This is a genomic window from Actinophytocola algeriensis (assembly GCF_014203735.1).
Lineage (GTDB): Bacteria > Actinomycetota > Actinomycetes > Mycobacteriales > Pseudonocardiaceae > Actinophytocola > Actinophytocola algeriensis.
Map to the genome: position 1 here is coordinate 441955 of NZ_JACHJQ010000004.1, position 17905 is coordinate 459859.

General features: G+C 69.4%; 18 protein-coding genes. 10 read left to right on the top strand and 8 right to left on the bottom strand.

The window, feature by feature from the left end:
* Window positions 1-138 precede the first annotated feature (138 nt).
* Window positions 139-1083 carry an ABC transporter substrate-binding protein gene (locus FHR82_RS19955; protein WP_184811972.1) on the top strand — a complete coding sequence of 315 codons (945 nt, stop codon included), beginning with the start codon at window positions 139-141 and terminating at the stop codon, window positions 1081-1083.
* Here the strand turns inward: FHR82_RS19955 and FHR82_RS19960 are convergent.
* Window positions 1080-1409, bottom strand: coding sequence for a DoxX family protein (locus tag FHR82_RS19960; protein WP_311771177.1), 330 nt, complete (start codon window positions 1407-1409; stop codon window positions 1080-1082). The two genes, FHR82_RS19955 and FHR82_RS19960, sit on opposite strands and share 4 nt — an antisense overlap.
* Before the next feature lie 62 nt (window positions 1410-1471).
* Between FHR82_RS19960 and FHR82_RS19965 the strand changes: the two genes are divergently transcribed.
* Both FHR82_RS19965 and FHR82_RS19970 read left to right on the top strand, forming a co-directional pair.
* The gene (locus FHR82_RS19965; RefSeq protein WP_184811974.1) at window positions 1472-2347 is read left to right on the top strand and encodes a LysR family transcriptional regulator; all 876 of its coding nucleotides are present in this window, start codon (window positions 1472-1474) and stop codon (window positions 2345-2347) included.
* On the top strand, window positions 2344-2823 hold the full coding sequence (locus FHR82_RS19970; protein ID WP_311771178.1) for an HAD domain-containing protein: 480 nt from the start codon (window positions 2344-2346) through the stop codon (window positions 2821-2823). The genes FHR82_RS19965 and FHR82_RS19970 overlap by 4 nt, the downstream gene beginning before the upstream one ends.
* A 43-nt stretch (window positions 2824-2866) precedes the next feature.
* Here the strand turns inward: FHR82_RS19970 and FHR82_RS19975 are convergent, their stop codons facing one another.
* Complete coding sequence (locus FHR82_RS19975; RefSeq protein ID WP_184811975.1) at window positions 2867-4177, bottom strand: MFS transporter; 1311 nt, start codon at window positions 4175-4177, stop codon at window positions 2867-2869.
* A gap of 98 nt (window positions 4178-4275) precedes the next feature.
* Here FHR82_RS19975 and sucC point away from each other — a divergent pair, with 98 nt between their 5' ends.
* The 6 genes from sucC to FHR82_RS20005 all read left to right on the top strand — a co-directional run bounded on the left by sucC (window position 4276) and on the right by FHR82_RS20005 (window position 10803).
* Window positions 4276-5436: an ADP-forming succinate--CoA ligase subunit beta gene (sucC, locus tag FHR82_RS19980; RefSeq protein WP_184811976.1), complete on the top strand. Its 1161-nt coding sequence runs from the start codon at window positions 4276-4278 to the stop codon at window positions 5434-5436.
* 2 nt (window positions 5437-5438) lie between these two features.
* On the top strand, window positions 5439-6332 hold the full coding sequence (gene sucD / locus FHR82_RS19985; protein WP_184811977.1) for a succinate--CoA ligase subunit alpha: 894 nt from the start codon (window positions 5439-5441) through the stop codon (window positions 6330-6332).
* A gap of 8 nt (window positions 6333-6340) precedes the next feature.
* A complete protein-coding gene (locus tag FHR82_RS19990; RefSeq protein ID WP_311771179.1) occupies window positions 6341-7114 on the top strand; it encodes a hydroxypyruvate isomerase family protein in 774 nt (257 codons plus the stop codon).
* Entirely contained in the window at window positions 7111-7995 is an 885-nt protein-coding gene (locus FHR82_RS19995; RefSeq protein ID WP_184811978.1) for a 2-hydroxy-3-oxopropionate reductase, read from the top strand. Before FHR82_RS19990 ends, FHR82_RS19995 begins: the two co-directional genes overlap by 4 nt.
* 8 nt (window positions 7996-8003) lie before the next feature.
* A complete protein-coding gene (gene gcl / locus FHR82_RS20000) occupies window positions 8004-9710 on the top strand; it encodes a glyoxylate carboligase (protein ID WP_260418071.1) in 1707 nt (568 codons plus the stop codon).
* A gap of 142 nt (window positions 9711-9852) precedes the next feature.
* Entirely contained in the window at window positions 9853-10803 is a 951-nt protein-coding gene (locus FHR82_RS20005; protein WP_184811980.1) for a chitinase, read from the top strand.
* 72 nt (window positions 10804-10875) lie between these two features.
* Here the strand turns inward: FHR82_RS20005 and FHR82_RS20010 are convergent, their stop codons facing one another.
* The gene (locus FHR82_RS20010; protein ID WP_184811981.1) at window positions 10876-11694 is read right to left on the bottom strand and encodes a LysR family transcriptional regulator; all 819 of its coding nucleotides are present in this window, start codon (window positions 11692-11694) and stop codon (window positions 10876-10878) included.
* A gap of 69 nt (window positions 11695-11763) precedes the next feature.
* Here FHR82_RS20010 and FHR82_RS20015 point away from each other — a divergent pair, with 69 nt between their 5' ends.
* Entirely contained in the window at window positions 11764-12438 is a 675-nt protein-coding gene (locus FHR82_RS20015; protein ID WP_184811982.1) for an SDR family oxidoreductase, read from the top strand.
* 1 nt (window position 12439) lies between these two features.
* On the opposite strand, the gene FHR82_RS20020 is transcribed toward FHR82_RS20015, so the two are convergent.
* From FHR82_RS20020 to FHR82_RS20040, 5 genes are all read right to left on the bottom strand, one after another.
* Window positions 12440-12766: a hypothetical protein gene (locus tag FHR82_RS20020; RefSeq protein ID WP_184812518.1), complete on the bottom strand. Its 327-nt coding sequence runs from the start codon at window positions 12764-12766 to the stop codon at window positions 12440-12442.
* 124 nt (window positions 12767-12890) lie between these two features.
* On the bottom strand, window positions 12891-14477 hold the full coding sequence (locus FHR82_RS20025; protein ID WP_184811983.1) for a glycoside hydrolase family 13 protein: 1587 nt from the start codon (window positions 14475-14477) through the stop codon (window positions 12891-12893).
* Window positions 14478-14558: 81 nt separating this feature from the next.
* Window positions 14559-15440: a carbohydrate ABC transporter permease gene (locus FHR82_RS20030; RefSeq protein ID WP_311771180.1), complete on the bottom strand. Its 882-nt coding sequence runs from the start codon at window positions 15438-15440 to the stop codon at window positions 14559-14561.
* Complete coding sequence (locus tag FHR82_RS20035; protein ID WP_221464103.1) at window positions 15437-16261, bottom strand: carbohydrate ABC transporter permease; 825 nt, start codon at window positions 16259-16261, stop codon at window positions 15437-15439. Before FHR82_RS20035 ends, FHR82_RS20030 begins: the two co-directional genes overlap by 4 nt.
* Before the next feature lie 119 nt (window positions 16262-16380).
* Window positions 16381-17748 (bottom strand): ABC transporter substrate-binding protein, encoded by a 1368-nt coding sequence (locus tag FHR82_RS20040; RefSeq protein ID WP_184811985.1) that lies wholly within the window; start codon window positions 17746-17748, stop codon window positions 16381-16383.
* Between the last annotated feature and the right edge of the window lie 157 nt (window positions 17749-17905).

Genomic DNA, 17905 nt, shown 5'->3' on the forward strand with positions numbered 1-17905 from the left:
GAATGCTGTTGGCAGCGCGGATCCTGGGACAAGGCGGGCGTTTCACTGAGCGGAACGGTGCCCGTTGACGACGTGTCCCGGTGCGCAATAGCGTTCGTGCACAGAACCGCTGTTCGCAGTACGAACATGGGAGTCCGGATGCGCCGACGCCTCGCTGTGCTTGCCGCACTGGCCCTGTTCGCCTCGGGTTGCGGCTCGGCGGAGCCGTCGTCGTCCGGCGGCCAGGACGAGGTGAAGGTCGGGTTGATCTCGATCCTCGACGTGGCGCCGATCTACCTGGGGAAGGAGAAGGGCTTCTTCGCCGAGCGGAACATCGAGCTGACACTGCAGCCCGCCGAGGGCGGCACCGAGACGGTGCCGTCGGTGCTGAGCGGCAACCAGCAGTTCGGGTTCAGCAACGTCGTGACCCTGTTGCTGGCGCAGGCGCAGGGGTTGCCGGTGAAGGTGGTCAGCAACGGCACCAACTCCACCGGGGTCGACGGTGCGGACTTCGGCGCGCTGATGGTCGGTGCGGGCAGTGCCGTCCAGTCGGTGAAGGACCTGGCGGGCAAGAAGGTCGCGGTCAACACGTTCCAGAACGTCGTCGAGCTGGCCGTGCGCGCGTCGGCGCTGAAGGCGGGCATCGACCCGGAGTCGATCGAGTTCGTCAAGCTGCCGTTCCCGGACATGCCCGCCGCGCTGTCGGAGGGACGTGCGGACGCCGTGTTCGTGGTGGAGCCGTTCCAGCAGATCGTGCTGTCCCAGGGCGGCCGAGCCCTGGCGTCGAGCTATGTCGACACCGCACCGGACCTGAGCGTGGCCATGTACTTCACGTCGAAGCAGCTGCTCGGTGAGAACCCGGACCTGGTGAAGCGCTTCACGGAGGCGATGAACGAGTCCCTCGCGTACGCGGACGCCCACCCGGACGAGGTCCGCCAGATCCTGCCGACGTACACGAAGATCGGGCCGGAGATCATCCCCGAGCTGGTGCTGCCGAAGTGGCCCGCGGACATCAACACGGAGTCGGTGGCAGCGATCGCGGAGCTGGCGGAGCAGGAGAAGGTGCTGCCGAAGAAGCCCGACATCGCGGACCTCATGCCCTAGACCACCAGCACCGCGACCGCCAGCGCGAGGAAGACGCCCGGGTAGGCGATGTTGTGGAAGACCCGTCTCCACACGTGGACGCCGACCGCACCGAGGAAGAACAGGACGAGCCCGACCGCGGCGGCGGTGCCGATGAGCGGTATCCCGGCAAGCCCGAGCAGGAGCCCCGCGGCACCGGCGGCTTTCAGCAGTCCCAGCGGGGTGAGCCAGGCCGGCGGGAGGTCGAGCGCGGCCGCGTTGCCCAGCACGAACCCGGCACGCAGGAAGTCGGCCACGGCGGCCCACAGGTTGACCGCGGCGGTGACGAGGACGAGAGCGACGTACACGCTGTCCACCCTCCGCCCCGCGCCGGTCGTGCGTCCAATACCTGCGTCTATAACCTGACGGCATGGATGTCGACACTCGGCTGCTGCGCTACTTCGCCGCCGTGGCCGAGGAGGGGAACCTGACCCGCGCCGCGGAGCGGTTGTTCGTGTCGCAGCCCGCGCTGACCAAGCAGGTCAAGCAGCTGGAGGACCGGCTGGGGGTGCGGCTGTTCGCACGGTCGCGAGCGGGCATGGCACTGACCGAAGCCGGCCGTGCGCTGGCGTCGCGGGTCCCGGTGCTGCTGGGGGAGTGGGACCGCGCGCTGCGTGAGACACGACGTGCGGCGACCCAGGTCCTGCGCGTCGGTTTCCTCGCCAGCGCGGCGAACGAGGCCACCCCGGCGATCATCGCCGCGTTCGGGGAGCGGCGGCCGGGCTGGCGGGTGGACATGCGGCAGGCCGCGTGGTCGAACCCGACCGCGGGCCTGGCTTCGTCCGACGTCGACGCGGCGCTGGTACGCCTTCCCTTTCCCGGGCAGGAGAAGTGGCGCGTGTCGGTGCTGCTGACCGAACCCCGTTGCGTGGCGCTGCCGAGCGACCACCGACTGTCCACACAGGACGTGATCGCCTTCGAGGACCTGTGGGACGAACCGTTCGTCGCGGCCCCGGTGGAAACCGGATCGTGGCGCGACTACTGGCTGGCCGTCGACCACCGCCCGGACGAACCCCGGATAGGCGCCGTGACGGAACACCCGGACGACTGGCTGAGCGCGATCGCCAACGGATACGGCGTGGCGCTGGCCCCGGAGTCCGCCGCGCGGTACTACGCCCGGCCCGGCGTCACCTACCGCCCGGTGACCGGCGTGCCCCCGACGCAGGTCGGCATCGCGTGGTCCCCGGCGGACGACGACAACCCGGTGGTGCGGGACTTCGTGGAGTGCTGCCTGGAGCACCGGTGACGCGCCCGCTGCTGTTCATCGACGTCGACGGGACACTGCTCCCGTTCGGCGGCGCGGTCCACACCTTCTGCGACGACCCGAACCCCTTGCTGGCCCGGCTGGACCCCGCGCACGGCCCGCGGCTGGCGGCGCTGCCGTGCGAGCTGGTCTGGGCCACGACCTGGATGGCCGATGCGAACGACGTGCTGGCGCCGCGGCTCGGGCTGCCCCTGCTGCCGGTCGTCGACTGGCCGGAACCGTCCGATATGGACGAACAGGACGAGCGGGCCGGGCTGCACTGGAAGACCAGAGCCCTCGTCGACTGGGCCGCGGGCCGACCGTTCGCGTGGGTCGACGACGAGATCACCCGCGTCGACCGCGCCTGGGCGGAAGAGCACCACCCGGGCGCCGCTCTTCTCCACCGTGTGGATCCCCGCGAGGGGCTCATCGACGCCGGCTACGCCACCCTCGGCGAGTGGGCGCGGCGGCACCGGTGACAGGCTCGCCCGGAGGAGCGCCGGGCGAGCCCGAGTCCATCGGTCACGACTCCGTCGTCGCCACTCGCTGCGGGGGCAGGCCGGGCAGGAAGCGGCCCGGCTGGCGGAGCTTCACGCACAGCGCGGCCGACGCGACGGCCAGCGCGCAGGCCAGCAAGAGCACCGGCGTGTAGCCCCACGACGGCAGCACCGCCGCCGCCACGCCGACACCCAGCACCCCGCCGAACGCCTTCGCGCTGTACACCGCCGCGTGCGTGCGGCGGGCGCCCGCGCTCTGGTCGCCGAAGAACTCCCGCACCAGTGACGCGAACAGCGGGTAGAACGCACCACCGCCGACACCAGCCAGCAGCGCCGCGAACACCAGCATCGCCACGGCCCCGGTGCTCGCCGCCGACGCCAGGAACAGCTGCCCCAGCCCGAGAACCGCGAGCACCCACGCCAGCGTGCGGGTCCGGCCGAGGCGGTCCGACACCCGGATCGCCGCCGCGCGGCCCGCGCCGTTCGCGCCGAGCAGTACACCTGTGCCCACCGCGACCACGACGAGCGGCGCGTTGATGGTGCCGCCCAGTGTGGCCAGGAACGTGATGTCGAACAGCGACACGGCGCTCGCGATGAACAGGATGAGGTACATCAGCGGCGCGACGCCGGTCCGCATCGCCTCGCGGGGCGAGTACTGCCGCACCGCCGACGACCGCTGCTCCAGCATCCACTCGCGCGGGTCGACCGAAGCAGGCCACCAGTTCGCGGGCGGGTCCACCATGAGTGACCCGGCCGCCAGCACCACCGCGAACACCACGACGGCCGTCACCGTCAGGGCGGGGCCGACCGGGGCGAACAGGAACGCGATCGCGAACGGCACCGAGCCGTACGCGAAGGCGCCGGTCGCGAGGCTGACCTTCGCCGCCTGGCGCTCCGGGTACCACTTGGCGACCGTCGCGGAACAGGTGGCGTAGACCAGGCCGGCGCCCGTACCGCTCAGCACGGAGTACCCGATGACGGCGGCGAACTGGGAGCCGAACGCGAGCGAGAGCGGGCCGAGGGGGAGGAGCACCGCCCCGGCGATCATCGCGGTGCGTGGCCCGATCCGGCCGCGTTCACGCAGGAACGCGACGGGGAAGCCGGCGCCGGCCTGGAAGACCGTCCACAGCGCGAGGAGCCAGAACACGTCGAGCGCGGACCAGCCGCGGTCGACGAGCGACGGCACCAGCGAGCCGAACCCGTACTGCAGGATGCCGATCGCGGCCATCGCGGCCCAGGACGCGCGCAGCATCCAGGCGCGGTCGCGGCCGACCAGCTCACCAGGGGAAGGTCCGACCTGGAAGCGACGGCCTAGGAAGTCAACAGAGGCACTCATCACGGACCCCTCTCTGGACAACGGGTTCCATACTGCATACAGTCTACAACACATGGTGGTGTCGGTCACAGCCCTGAAAGACGGAAGGTTGGGCGCGAGTGGACCTGTACGAATACCAAGCGAAAGACCTCTTCGCGGCGCACGGAGTGCCGGTGGGCCCCGGTCAGCGAGTGGTCACCGACGCGGGCGCGGCATCGACCGCCGCCGCCGAGTTCGGGGTGCCGGTCGTCATCAAGGCGCAGGTGAAGACGGGTGGCCGTGGCAAAGCCGGCGGCGTCAAGCTCGCCACCGACGCCGGTGACGCGCTCGGGAAGGCCGAGAGCATCCTCGGCCTGGACATCAAGGGCCACACGGTGCGGCGCGTGCTGGTCACCCCCGCGTCGACGATAGCCGAGGAGTACTACTTCTCGTTCCTCCTCGACCGCGCGAACCGGACGTTCCTCGCGATGGCGTCGGCCGAGGGCGGCATGGAGATCGAGCAGCTGGCCGTGGAACGACCAGAGGCCCTCGCGAGGATCCCGATCGACGCCAACGAGGGCGTGGACCTGGCCAAGGCCAAGGAGATCGCGGCGATCTTCCCGACGGACGTGCAGGACGCCGCCGCCGAGGTGATCGTCAAGCTGTGGGAGACCTTCGTGTCCGAGGACGCGACGCTGGTGGAGGTCAACCCGCTCGTGCGTGACGGCGACGGGAACATCGTCGCGCTGGACGGCAAGGTGACGCTCGACGAGAACGCGGCGTTCCGCCACCCCGGCCACGCCGACCTCGTCGACGCCGAGGCCGAGGACCCCCTCGAGGCGGCCGCGAAGGCCAAGGACCTCAACTACGTCAAGCTCGACGGCCAGGTTGGCATCATCGGCAACGGTGCTGGGCTCGTCATGTCTACATTGGACGTGGTGGCGTACGCGGGTGCGGAGCACGATATCCGGCCTGCCAACTTCCTCGACATCGGCGGTGGCGCGTCGGCGCAGGTGATGGCCGACGGGCTGGAGATCATCCTGTCCGACCCGGACGTGAAGTCGGTGTTCGTCAACGTGTTCGGCGGCATCACCGCGTGCGACGCGGTCGCCAACGGGATCGTGCAGGCGTTCGGGCTGCTGGGCAACGTGACCAAGCCGGTCGTGGTCCGGCTCGACGGCAACAACGCCGCCGAGGGCCGCCGGATCCTCGACGACGCCGCACTTCCCGGCCTGCAGCGCCTCGACACCATGGACAGCGCGGCCCGCAGCGCCGCCGAGCTTGCCTTCAAGGGGGCCTGAGCATGTCGATCTTCCTCAACGAGGACAGCAGGATCATCGTCCAGGGCATGACCGGCGCCGAAGGCCGCAAGCACACCGCGCGCATGCTCGCCGCGGGCACCAACGTGGTCGGCGGTGTCACTCCGGGCAAGGGCGGGCAGAAGGCCGAGATCGGCGAGGCGAACCTCCCGGTCTTCAACTCGGTGGCCGAGGCCATGAGTGAGACGGGTGCCGACACCACGGTCGTGTTCGTGCCGCCGAAGTTCGCGAAGGGCGCGGTGAACGAGGCGGTCGACGCGGGCATCGGGCTCGCGGTCGTGATCACCGAGGGCATCCCGGTGCACGACACCGCCGCGTTCTGGGCGCACGCCCGCGCCACCGGGAACAGAACACGGATCATCGGCCCGAACTGCCCCGGCGTGATCAGCCCCGGCAAGTCGAACGCGGGCATCATCCCCGCCGACATCACCTCGTCCGGCCGGATCGGGCTCGTGTCCAAGTCGGGAACCCTGACCTACCAGCTGATGTACGAGCTGCGCGACATCGGGTTCTCGACCGCCGTGGGCATCGGCGGCGACCCGATCATCGGCACCACCCACATCGACGCGCTGGCCGCGTTCGAGGCGGACCCGGAGACCGAGCTGATCGTGATGATCGGCGAGATCGGCGGCGACGCCGAGGAGCGGGCGGCCGCGTTCATCAAGGACAACGTCACGAAGCCGGTCGTGGGTTACGTCGCCGGGTTCACCGCGCCGGAGGGCAAGACGATGGGGCACGCGGGTGCGATCGTGTCCGGTTCGTCGGGCACGGCGGCCGCGAAGAAGGAAGCACTGGAGGCGGCCGGCGTACGTGTGGGCAAGACTCCTTCCGAGACCGCAGAGCTGGCCAGGGCGAGCCTGGTCCAGACCGTCGCCTAGGAGTACCAGTGCGCTTCGACGTCAACCTGTCCATCCTGTTCACCGAGCTGCCCATGCTCGAGCGGCCCGCCGCGGCCGCCGCGAAGGGGTTCGACGCGGTCGAGATGTGGTGGCCGTTCGACGGCCCGGTGCCCGCGGACGCGGAGCTGGACGCGCTCGAACGAGCCATCAACGACGCGGGTGTTTCCCTGGTGGGCCTCAACTTCGACGCCGGGCACATGCCATCGGGTGACCGGGGCCTGTTGTCGTCGAAGGCCACGAGCCTGCGGTTCCGCGACAACATCGACGTGACGGTCGGGTTCGCGGAACGGCTGGGCTGCAAGGTGCTCAACGCCTTGTACGGCAACACGACCGACGACTCCGACGTGGAGCTGGCGCTGGAGAACCTCGCGCTGGCGGCGAAGTCGGCGTCGCGGACCGGTGCCACGGTCGTCGTGGAGGCGCTCAACTCGTTCGAGAACACCCGGTACCCGATCACCTCGACCACCGCGGCACTGCAGGTGATCGACCAGGTGCCGGGTACCGCGTTCCTCGCGGACTTCTACCACCTGGCGCGGATGGGCGAGGACATCCCCGCGCTGATCACGAACCACGCGGACCGGTTCGGGCACGTGCAGATCGCGGACGTGCCCGGCCGCGGCCAACCGGGGACGGGAGAGCTGGACTACCCGGCGATCCTGCGGCAGCTGGCGGCGAGCCCCTACCAGGGACCCGTTGGCCTGGAGTACAAGCCGGTTGGGCCAAGCGATGAGAGTTTCGGCTGGTTGGAGGCTATGCGGTGACGAAAGTCGGAATAGTCGGGCTCGGCATCATGGGCGGCCCGATGGCGTCGAACCTGCTCAAGGCGGGGTTCGACGTCATCGGGTTCGACGTGGTGCCCGCCTCGTTGGAACGGCTGGCGGGGGAGGGCGGCACCAAGGCGGTGAGTGCCGCGCAAGCCGCCGCCGAGTCCGATGTGGTCATCACGATGCTGCCGAACCACCCGCAGGTGGAGGCGGTGGCGCTCGGCGAGGGCGGCGTGCTCGACAGCGCCAAGCCGGGCACGCTGTACATCGACATGTCGTCGATCCGCCCGGAGACCGCGCGCAGGCTCGCCGAGGTCGGGGCCGAGCGCGGTGTCCGGGTGCTGGACGCGCCGGTGTCGGGCGGTGAGAAGGGTGCGATCGACGGCGTGCTGTCCATCATGGTCGGCGGTGCGGCCGAGGACTTCGCCGCCGCGCAGCCGATCTTCGACGTGCTCGGCAGGACGATCGTCCACGTCGGACCGGCCGGAGCGGGCCAGACGGTCAAGGCCGCCAACCAGCTCGTGGTCGGCGGCACGTACGCGCTGGTGGCCGAGGCCATCGTGCTGCTGGAGGCGTCCGGCATCGACGCCGGCGTCGGGCTCGACGTGCTCGCCGGCGGGCTCGCGGGCAGCCGGATCCTGGAGCTGAAGCGGAAGTCCATGGTGGCGCGCCAGTTCGCACCCGGCTTCCGGATCGACCTGCACCACAAGGACATGGGGATCATCCTGGACGCCTCCCGCGACGCCGGCGTGGCGCTCCCGGTCGGCAACCTCGTCGCGGCGCTGATCGCGTCGGCCAGGGCTCAGGGGTACGGGCAGTTGGACCACTCCGCGCTGCTCAGGGTGGCGGAAAACCTCTCCGGTAAGGGAGACGCGTAGTGAGCACCATGCCTTGTATGGAGGCCGCGGTCGCGGTCATGGAGTCCGAGGGTGTCGACACCGTGTTCGGCATCCCGGGCGCCGCGATCCTCCCGCTGTACGCGGCGTTGCAGCACAGCGGTATCAAGCACATCACCGTGCGGCACGAAGAAGGCGGCACACACGCGGCGGACGGCTGGTCCCGAGTCACCGGCAAGGTCGGAGTGTGCATCGGCACCTCCGGTCCTGCCGGCACCAACATGATCACCGGTCTGTACACCGCGCTCGCCGACTCCATCCCGATGATCTGCATCACCGGTCAGGCGGAGCGGGCCAAGCTGCACCAGGAGGCGTTCCAGGCGGTCGACATCGTCGAGATCGCCAAGCCGGTGACCAAGTGGGCGGTGCAGCTCAAGGAGCCGGGCCAGGCGCCGTGGGTGTTCCGGGAGGCGTTCCGGATCGCCCAGTCGGGGCGGCCGGGCCCGGTCCTGATCGACCTGCCCATCGATGTCCAAAGAGGACTGTGCAACTACGACCCGGCGCTGGACGCGCCCCTGCCGATCGACGTGCCGGAGCCGCATCCGGCGCGGATCCGGGCCGCGGTCGAGCTGCTGGCCGGCGCGGAACGGCCCCTGATCCTGGCCGGTGGCGGCGTCATCATCGCGAACGCGGCGGACGAACTGCGTGAGCTGGCCGAGGCGCTGAACGTGCCGGTGCAGGTCACGCTGATGGGCAAGGGCGCCTTCCCCGAGAACCACGAGCTGTTCGCGGGCATGGCGGGCATCCAGACGCAGCAGCGGTGGGGCAACCAGGCGTTTCTGGAGAGCGACGTGGTGCTCGCGGTCGGCGCGCGGTTCGGCGACCGGCACACCGGCAAGCTCGACACCTACCTCGGCGACCGGAAGTTCATCCACGTCGACATCGAGCCGACGCAGCTCGGCAAGGTGTTCGAGCCGACGCTCGGCATCGTGGGACATGCGCGTCCCACCCTGTCCGCGCTCACGGACTGCGCGCGGGCGGTCGGCGTGGCGCCGCACGGTGAGGTGTGGCCGTCGCGGGTCGCGACGTTGCGGTCGACCCTGTTGCGCCGCGACGACTTCGACGACGTGCCGATCAAGCCGCCCCGGGTGTACCGGGAGATCAACGAGCACTACGGCGAGGACACCACGTTCGTCACCGCGATCGGGCTGTACCAGATCTGGTCCGGGCAGTTCCAGCACACGTACCTGCCTCGGCGCTACCTCGTGTGCGGGCAGGCCGGTCCGCTGGGCTGGGAGGTGCCCGCCGCGATGGGCGTGAAGTGCGCGTTCCCGGACCGGCGGGTGGTGGCGGTGGCCGGTGACTACTCCTTCCAGTTCCTGATGGAGGAGATCGCGGTCGCCGCGCAGTACCAGATCCCGTTCGTCATCGTGATGGTCAACAACGAGTACCTGGGGCTGATCCGCCAGGCCGAGTTGCCGTACGAGATGAACTACGCGGTGGACCTGCACTACGGCGAGGGCGGCATCGACCACGTGAAGCTCATGGACGCCTTCGGGTGCCCGGCGCGGCGCGTGGAGCAACCGGGTGACATCCGGGCCGCGCTGGAGTGGGCGGACGCCGAGTCGGAGCGGCTGTCGCTGCCGGTGCTCGTGGAGGTCATGGTCGAACGCGAGGCCAACGCGGCCATGGGTCCGTCGCTGGACAAGGTCAAGGAGTTCGAGCCGGTCCCCGAACTGGCCCCCGCGGCCGACTGACTGCCTGAAAGACGCTTTCGGGACGCTCAGCGTCCCGAAAGCGTCCTTCGGGCCATGTGGGCCTACTTTCGTCGGTACCGGTTCCAGGTGGTCTAGACCACACTTGTCCCCGTCCTGTTCACGGATAGGTCGGGGAGTGTCAATGAAGTCCTTGCTGGCCGGGGCCCTAGCGGTCGCCGCGAGCCTGTCGTTCCTGCCAGCGGCCTCGGCCGCACCGGTCGCGGTCGCACCCGCGGCGCCGTACCTGTTCCTGGGTTGGGGTGAACCCCCTTCGCCTTCAGCGGTGATGGAGGCGACGGGCGTCAGGTCGTTCACCATGGCCTTCGTGCTGTCGGACGGCGGCTGTTCGCCGGCGTGGGACGGGTCGCGCCCGCTGACGGGCGGCGCCGACCAGGCGGCCATCGACGAGATCCGCGCGGCGGGCGGTGACATCGTCCCGTCGTTCGGCGGCTGGAGCGGCAACAAGCTCGGCCCGAACTGCGAGTCGCCGGAGGCCCTCGCGGGCGCGTACCAGGAGGTGATCGACGCCTACGGCCTGCCGGCGATCGACATCGACATCGAGAACACGGACGAGTTCGAGAACGAGGCGGTCCAGGACCGCATCCTCGGCGCGCTGAAGATCGTGAAGGCCAACAACCCCGGCATCCAGACCATCGTCACGTTCGGCACCACCACGACGGGCCCGAACTACTACGGCAACCGGCTCATCGACCAGGCGAAGGCGCTCGACGCCGGGATCGACGTCTTCACGATCATGCCGTTCGACTTCGGCTCGTCGGACATCGAGACCGACACGATCGCCGCGGCCACCGGCCTGAAGGACAAGCTGGTGTCGACCTTCGGCTGGTCGGACGCCGAGGCGTACCGCCACGTCGGCATCTCCGGCATGAACGGCCTGTCCGACCAGCAGGAGATGACCTCGGTCGACACGTGGACCGCGATCCGCGACTGGGCGTCGTCGAACGGGTTGGGCCGCCTGGCGTTCTGGGCGGTGAACCGGGACCGGCCATGCGCCGGCGGCGGTGTGCAGTCCAACTGCAGCGGCATCGACCAGCCGGAGTGGGAGTTCACCCGTATCACGGCGGGCTTCTGATCGTTGGTTCTTGAGCGGGGCGGCCGGGTGTGCGGGCCGCCCCGTTCTCGTGCCGGCGCCGTGCCCACCTGGTCACCGTGGCGCGCACTGCACCGCCGCCTGGATGAACGCCGCCAGCGGGCGGGAGCGGGAGTCCTCCGCCCACGCGATCGCCAACGTCGACGTCGGGGCGTCGGTGACCGGGACCTGGGCCAGTTCGGGACCCAGGTGGTGACGGGTGGACGCGGGGAGCAGGGCGATCGTCCGGCCCAGGGCGATCAGCTGCTGCAACTGGCCGCTGTCCCGCACCAGCGGGCCGCCATTGGGCGGGTTGCCCGGCCAGTGCGGCAGCTGCTCACCGGCCAGGTCCGCCATCGTGAGGGACTCGCGGTCGGCGAGGCGGTGGGTGCGGGGGAGGACCGCGGCGTCGGGTTCGGTCAGCAGTTCCTCGTACGCGAAGCCTTCCGTGTCGTCGTGCGGGAAGCGCAGCAGTGCCGCGTCGGCCTCGCCCTCGCGGAGGAGCTTCCCCTGTTCGCCGATGCCGCAGATGTGCACGTCCACCTCGACCGCCGAGGGGGACGCCGCGTACTCGGTGAGGATCTTCTCCAGCAGGCCGCCGTCGCTGTGGGGCTTCATCGTCAGCACGAGCCGCGTGCCCGCCCGCTGTGTCCTGCGCTCCGCCGCGGTCAACGCCGTCAGGGCGCGGCGCCCCTCGTGCAGCAACACCTCGCCCGCCGTGGTGAGTGACACCTGACGGCTGGTCCGCTCGAACAGCGTGACCCCCATCCGCCGCTCCAGCTGCTGGATCGTCCGCGACAGTGGTGGCTGCGCGATCCCGAGGCGCGTCGCCGCCCGTCCGAAGTTCAGCTCCTCGGCGACCGCGACGAAGTAGCGAAGCTCCCGCGAATCCATACCTCCAGAGTATCGATTCCCACCCAACGGGTGTTGGACCCCGCGCTGACCAGTGGGAACGCTGGACGTATGACCACAGCACTGGTGACCGGGGCCAACAAAGGGATCGGCCTCGAGATCGTGAAGCGACTCGTCGACCAGGGGATGACCGTGTACCTCGGTGCGCGGGACCCGGAGAAGGGGGAGAAGGCCGCCGCCGACGTCGGGGCGCGGTTCGTCCAGCTGGACGTGACCGATCCGGCCTCGGTCCAGCGGGCCGCCGAGGCCATCGACAGCCTCGACGTGCTCGTCAACAACGCGGGCATCATCGGCGGCCGGATGAACGCGCCGGGTGCGGCCGACGTCGCGGACATCCGGGAGGTGTTCGAGACCAACGTGTTCGGTGTCATCACGGTCACCGAGGCGTTCCTGCCGAGGCTCCGCCGCTCCGCGCACGGCCGGATCGTCAACGTGTCCAGCTCCGTCGGCTCGCTGGCCGGGATGCTGACCGACGACACCCCCGACTCGCTCGGCTACCGGCCCTCCAAGACCGCCCTCAACGCGGTCACCGTCCTGTACGCGAAGGCAGAACCGGGCCTGCGGATCAACGCGGCCTGCCCCGGCTACTGCGCGACCGACCTCAACGACAACCGCGGGTACCGCACCCCCGCCCAGGGCGCCAACGCCGCGGTGACGTTGGCGACCGTGGCCGACGACGGCCCGACCGGCGGCTTCTACGACGAGGACGGCGTCGTCGCCTGGTGACTCACGGCCAGCCGCAGCCCTCCCACCGCGAGTCCCAGCCCGAGTTGCCAGAGCCGGTGACCTGCAGCCCGCCGCAGTTGTAGGTCCCGGCGGCACCCACGTCGGTGGCGGTCACGTTCGGGATCGCCACCGACCCGGCGGTCTGCGCCTGCGCCACGAACGTGCCCGCACCGTCGCGGAACGCGGCCACGTCGTCCTGGCCGTCACCCGCGACCGCGCCGTGGTCGGTCACCGACACCGAACCTGACGGTCGTTCGGCAGGCGCGCCGACCTGTTCGAAGTCGGCCAGGTCGATCGTGTACTGACCAGCGTCGTCCCCACTGTCCACCTGCAACCGGGCCCGGTCGCCGGTGCGGCCTCCGACTCCGCGCCGACCACCAGGGCCCCGGTGGCGGAGACTGCTACTGCCATCCCCGCCACCCAGCGGTTGCTCACCATTGAGCTGTTGCTTCCTATGTGCGCAGCCACACCGCCGTGTCCGACGGCAGGTTCGAACCGTCGAGCGGCCCGCTCGCGAGCAGGACCTCGACGTGCGGCGGCAGTGGCACCGCCGAGTCGGAAAGGTTGACGGCGCAGGCGAACCGGTCGTCACGGGAGAACACGAGCAACCCGCCGGGCTGGTCGTCGAGCCACGCCATCGGCCCGTCGCCGAGCCCCGCCTCGGTGTGCCGGATCCGCAGCGCCGACCGGTACAGCTCGAGCATCGACGACGGGTCGCCGGTCTGTGCCTCCACAGTGGACCCGGCCCAGTCGTCGGGCTGCGGGAGCCACGGCGCGGTGCCGGTCGTGTTGAAGCCGTACGGCGACGTGGTGCCCGACCACGGCACCGGCACGCGGCAGCCGTCGCGGCCGATGTCGGCGCCCTTGGTGCGCCGGAACACCGGGTCCTGGCGCACCTCGTCGGCCAGGTCCTCCACTTCGGACAGACCGAGCTCCTCGCCCTGGTAGATGTACACCCCGCCGGGCAGGGCCAGTGTCAGCAGGGCGGCGGCCCGTGCCCGGCGGGTACCGAGCGCCTGGTCGGTCGGCGCCCGGTGCTGGCGGTCGGCGAACGAGAACGACGTGTCCGCGCGGCCGTAACGGGTGACGTGCCTGGTCACGTCGTGGTTCGACAGCACCCACGTCGCGGGCGCGTTGACCGGTTCGTGCGCGGCGAGCGTCGCGTCGACGACCTCACGCAGCTTCTTCGCGTCCCACGGGCAGGACAGGAAGTCGAAGTTGAACGCCGAGTGCAGCTCGTCCGGTCGCAGGTACATCGCGAACCGCTGCGGGTCCGGCAGCCACATCTCGCCGACGAACACGCGCTTGTCGTCGTAGGAGTCGGCGATCTTGCGCCACTCCTTGTAGATCTCGTGCACGCCGTCGAGGTCCGAGTACGGCAGGCGACCGTCCGGGTCGTCGACGTCCGGCAGCCCGTCCTGCTTGACCAGCCCGTCGGCCACGTCGATGCGGAACCCGTCGACGCCGCGGTTGAACCAGAACCGCAGGATGTCGGCGAACTCGGTGTGCACCTGCGGGTTCGTCCAGTTCAGGTCCGGCTGCCGCGAGCTGTACAGGTGCAGGAACCACTGCCCGTCCGGCACCTGCGTCCACGCCGACCCGCCGAAGCGGGACTGCCAGTTGTTGGGTGGGCCGCCGTCGACCCCGTCACGGAACCAGAACCGCTCGCGTTCCGGCGATCCCGGCCCGGCCGCGACCGCGGCCCTGAACCACGGGTGCTCGTCGGAGCAGTGGTTCGGGACGATGTCGATGATGATCCGGATGCCCAGGTCGTGGGCCTCCTCGATCAGCTTCTCCGCCTCGGCGAGCGACCCGAAGGACGGCTCGATGTCGCGGTAGTCCGACACGTCGTAGCCGCCGTCGTCCATCGGCGACGGGTACCACGGGTTGAACCAGATCGCGTTGATGCCCAGGTCGGCCAGGTACTGCAGTTTCGACCGCACACCGGCCAGGTCACCCGTGCCGTCACCGTCGCCGTCCGCGAAGCTGCGCACGTAGACCTGGTAGATAGCGGCACCCCGCCACCAGTTGTCGCTCATGCCGCCCCCTCGCAGGCTCCGTGGCGCCGCTCGCCGTCGCCCTGTGTCCGATGGTTCACTCCGCAAGCTCCGTTCACGCACTCACCCCTTGAGACTGCCGGCCGTGAGACCGGCCAGGATCTGCCGTTGGAAGATCAGGAACGCGACGACCATCGGGATGCTCGCGAGGACGAGGCCCGCCAGCATCAGGTTGATCGGCGTGTCCGGCTCGAACCGTTGCAGCGCGACGGACAGCGTCTGGATCTCCGGGTCCTGCAGGACCAGGAGCGGCCAGATGAAGTCCTTCCACGCGGCCACGATCGAGAAAATGGACACCACGGCGATGATCGGCCGCGACAACGGCAGCACGATCCGCCACATGGTGGTGACGCTGCCCGCGCCGTCGATCCGCGCCGCGTCGAGCAGTTCGGTCGGGATCTGGTCGAAGAAGCGCTTGAGCAGGTAGATGTTGAACGCGTTCGCCGCGGCGGGGAGCCAGATCGCCGCTGGCGAGTTGACCAGGTTCACCTCGACGATCGGCACCTCGGTGATCGCCAGGTAGGTCGGCACGAGCAGCGCGGAGGCGGGCAGCATCAACGTCGCCAGCATCAGCGCGAGGATCCACCTGCCCAGTGCGGGCCGCAGCTTCGACAACGCGTACGCGGCGGGTACCTGCACCGCGAGCTGAATCAACCACGCACCCGCCGCGATGATCACGGTGTTCGTGAAGTACTTGGCGAGGTCCATGAACTCCCACGCCTCGGTGTACGCGCCCGCGCCGAACGACTCGGGCAGCAGCGTCGGCGGGTTGCGCGCCAGCTCCGGCGCGGTCTTCATGGCGCCGAGCACCATCCACAGCAGCGGCACGACGAACGCGACCGTGAACAACGTGATCACGAGCGCGAACACGAGCCAGTAGAGGAGCTTGCCCCGGCGTTTCTTCATCGCCCACGGGGAGATCAGCGTTCGCTCCACTGTGGTCACCCCCTCGTCCTGGTCAGTCGCAGGTACAGCGCGGAGAACGCGCCGAGCGCGATGAACAGCAGCAGGCTCAGCGCACTGGCGGTGCCGAAGTCGTTGTAGGTGAAGGCGTAGCGGTACAGCAGGAGCAGCACGGTGACCGTGGAGTCCTCCGGTCCGCCGCCGGTCATCACGTACGGCTCGGTGAACACCTGCATGGTCGCCACGATCTGCATCAGCATCATGATCAGCAGCACGAACCGGGTCTGCGGGATCGTGACGTACCGCAGGCGCTGCCACAGGTTCGCGCCGTCCAGCTCCGCGGCCTCGTACAGCTCACCGGGGATGGTCTGCAGCGCGGCGAGGTAGATCAGGGTCGCCGACCCCATGGCCGCCCAGGTCGCGACGAGCACCAGCGACAGCATCGACGTGTCGGCCGAGTCGATCCACGACAGCGGTGGCAGCCCGACCAGGCGCAGCATGCTGTTGAACAGGCCGGGACCCGGGTCGTAGAACCACTTCCAGAGGATCGCGACGACCACCGGCGGCAGCATCACGGGGATGTAGACCACGAGCCGGAAGTAGGCCTTCATGTGCCGCAGCTCGTTCAGCACGATCGCGACGGCGAACGGCACCGCGAACCCGATGACCAGCGCCAACCCGGTGAACAGCAACGTGTTCCGCCACGCGATGCCGAACAGCGGGTCGGCGAACAGGGTCTGGAAGTTCTGCCAGCCCACCCACTCGGCCGGTGTCACGAAGTTGACCTGCTGGAAGCTCAGCAGGACCCCGCGGACGATCGGGTACCACGAGAAGAGCGCGAAGCAGACCAGTGCCGCGCACAGGAACCCGTACGCGGTGAGGTTGTCGGTGACCGCGCGCCGGAGATTCTTCCTTGCCCGGCGCGGCGCCCGCGCCGGACGCCTCTCGACGTCCGGCGCGAGCACGGCGGTGCTGGACACGGTTACTTGACCTGCGCCAGTGCGGAGTTGACCTTGCCTTCCGCGTCCGACAACAACGTGTCGATGTCGGCGTCCTTGTTGGTGAGCACACCCTGCATCACGTTGTCGAGCGCCGCGTACACCTGCTGCGCGTTCGGCGGCTCGATCTTCTTGTCGAGGTCGGCGAGCCCGTCGACGTAGGGCTGGTAGTTCTCGACCGGCATGGTGGCGTACTTGGCACGCAGGTCGACCTGCTGGTTGCGCAGGTCACCGGTCCACACGTCGGACGAGCCCGCGGGCGGCGAGGTGGGCAGCCCGATCGGCTGGTCCTGGTCGGCGTACCGCTTGAGGTCCGACTCCATGCGGTCCGGGTTCAGGTACTTCCACGAGATCCACTCGAGACCGGCTCTGATCTTCTCGGGCGTGGCCTTCGGGTTGATCATGTAACCCTCGCCGCCGACAAGGGTTCCGTTGCCACCCGGCAGCGGCGCGAGCCCGTAGTTGGCGTAGTCACCCTTGAACTGGTTGACCAGCACGGGCACGTTGTCCGGCGCGGCGATGTACATGCCGAGCTGGCCCGCGCCCATCATCCGCTGGACGTCCTCGATCACCAGCAGCTGCTTGCTGCCCATGGTGTTGTCGGTCCAGCGCATGTCGTGCAGCGCCTGCGCGACTTCCTTGCCCTTGGCGTTGTTGAAGTCCGCGACCCACTTGTCGCCGTCCTGCTTGGCGATGTCACCGCCCGCGGAGTACATCCAGGTGGTGAAGTGCCAGCCACCCTGGTTGTTCTTGCTGTACTCGGCGAAGCCCACGGTGTTGTTGCCCAGCGCCGTGATCTTCTTCGCGGCATCGCGGACCTCCGCCCACGTGCTCGGCGGTGCGTCGGGGTCGAGGCCGGCGTCGGTGAAGAGCTTGCGGTTGTACAGCAGGCCCATCGAGTAGTTCGCGGTCGGCAGCCCGTAGACCTTGCCGTCCTTGGTGAAGATCTCCTTCAGCTCGGGCTGCAGCTCGTCGTAGTGCGGCACGTCCTTGACGTAGGCGGAGATGTCGGCCGCCTGCCGACGCGCGATCAGGTTGGCCGGGTCGGTCAGGTAGACGTAGAAGACGTCCTCCAGCTGGCCACCCGCGAGCTTCGAGTTGAAGGTCTTGGGGTCCATGAACCCCTCGCGGGGCTGGATGTCGATGTCCGGGTGCGTCTTCTCGAACTCGGCCACGTCCTCGTCGAAGATCTTCCGCTCGAACGGCTGCGTCTTCGGTGGCTGGCCGTTCACCGTGATGGTGACCTTGCCGTTCGCGCTGCCCTCGCCGGCGTCCTCGCCGCAGGCGACCAGGCTGACGCCCAGGCCCGCCGCGAGCACGAGGCCGAACGACCTGCGCGTGAGTGTGTTCATGGTTGTCGTAACCCTCCGTCGACGAGCCGCAGTCGGGGGACCGGCCCGTGTCTCGGGTAGCTGATGGTGGGGAAATTTGGTGAGCAACACCATAGGTCTCACGAACGAGATGTTGCAATAGTTCGACAGAGATTTGAAAAAATCTGACTCCCGCCAG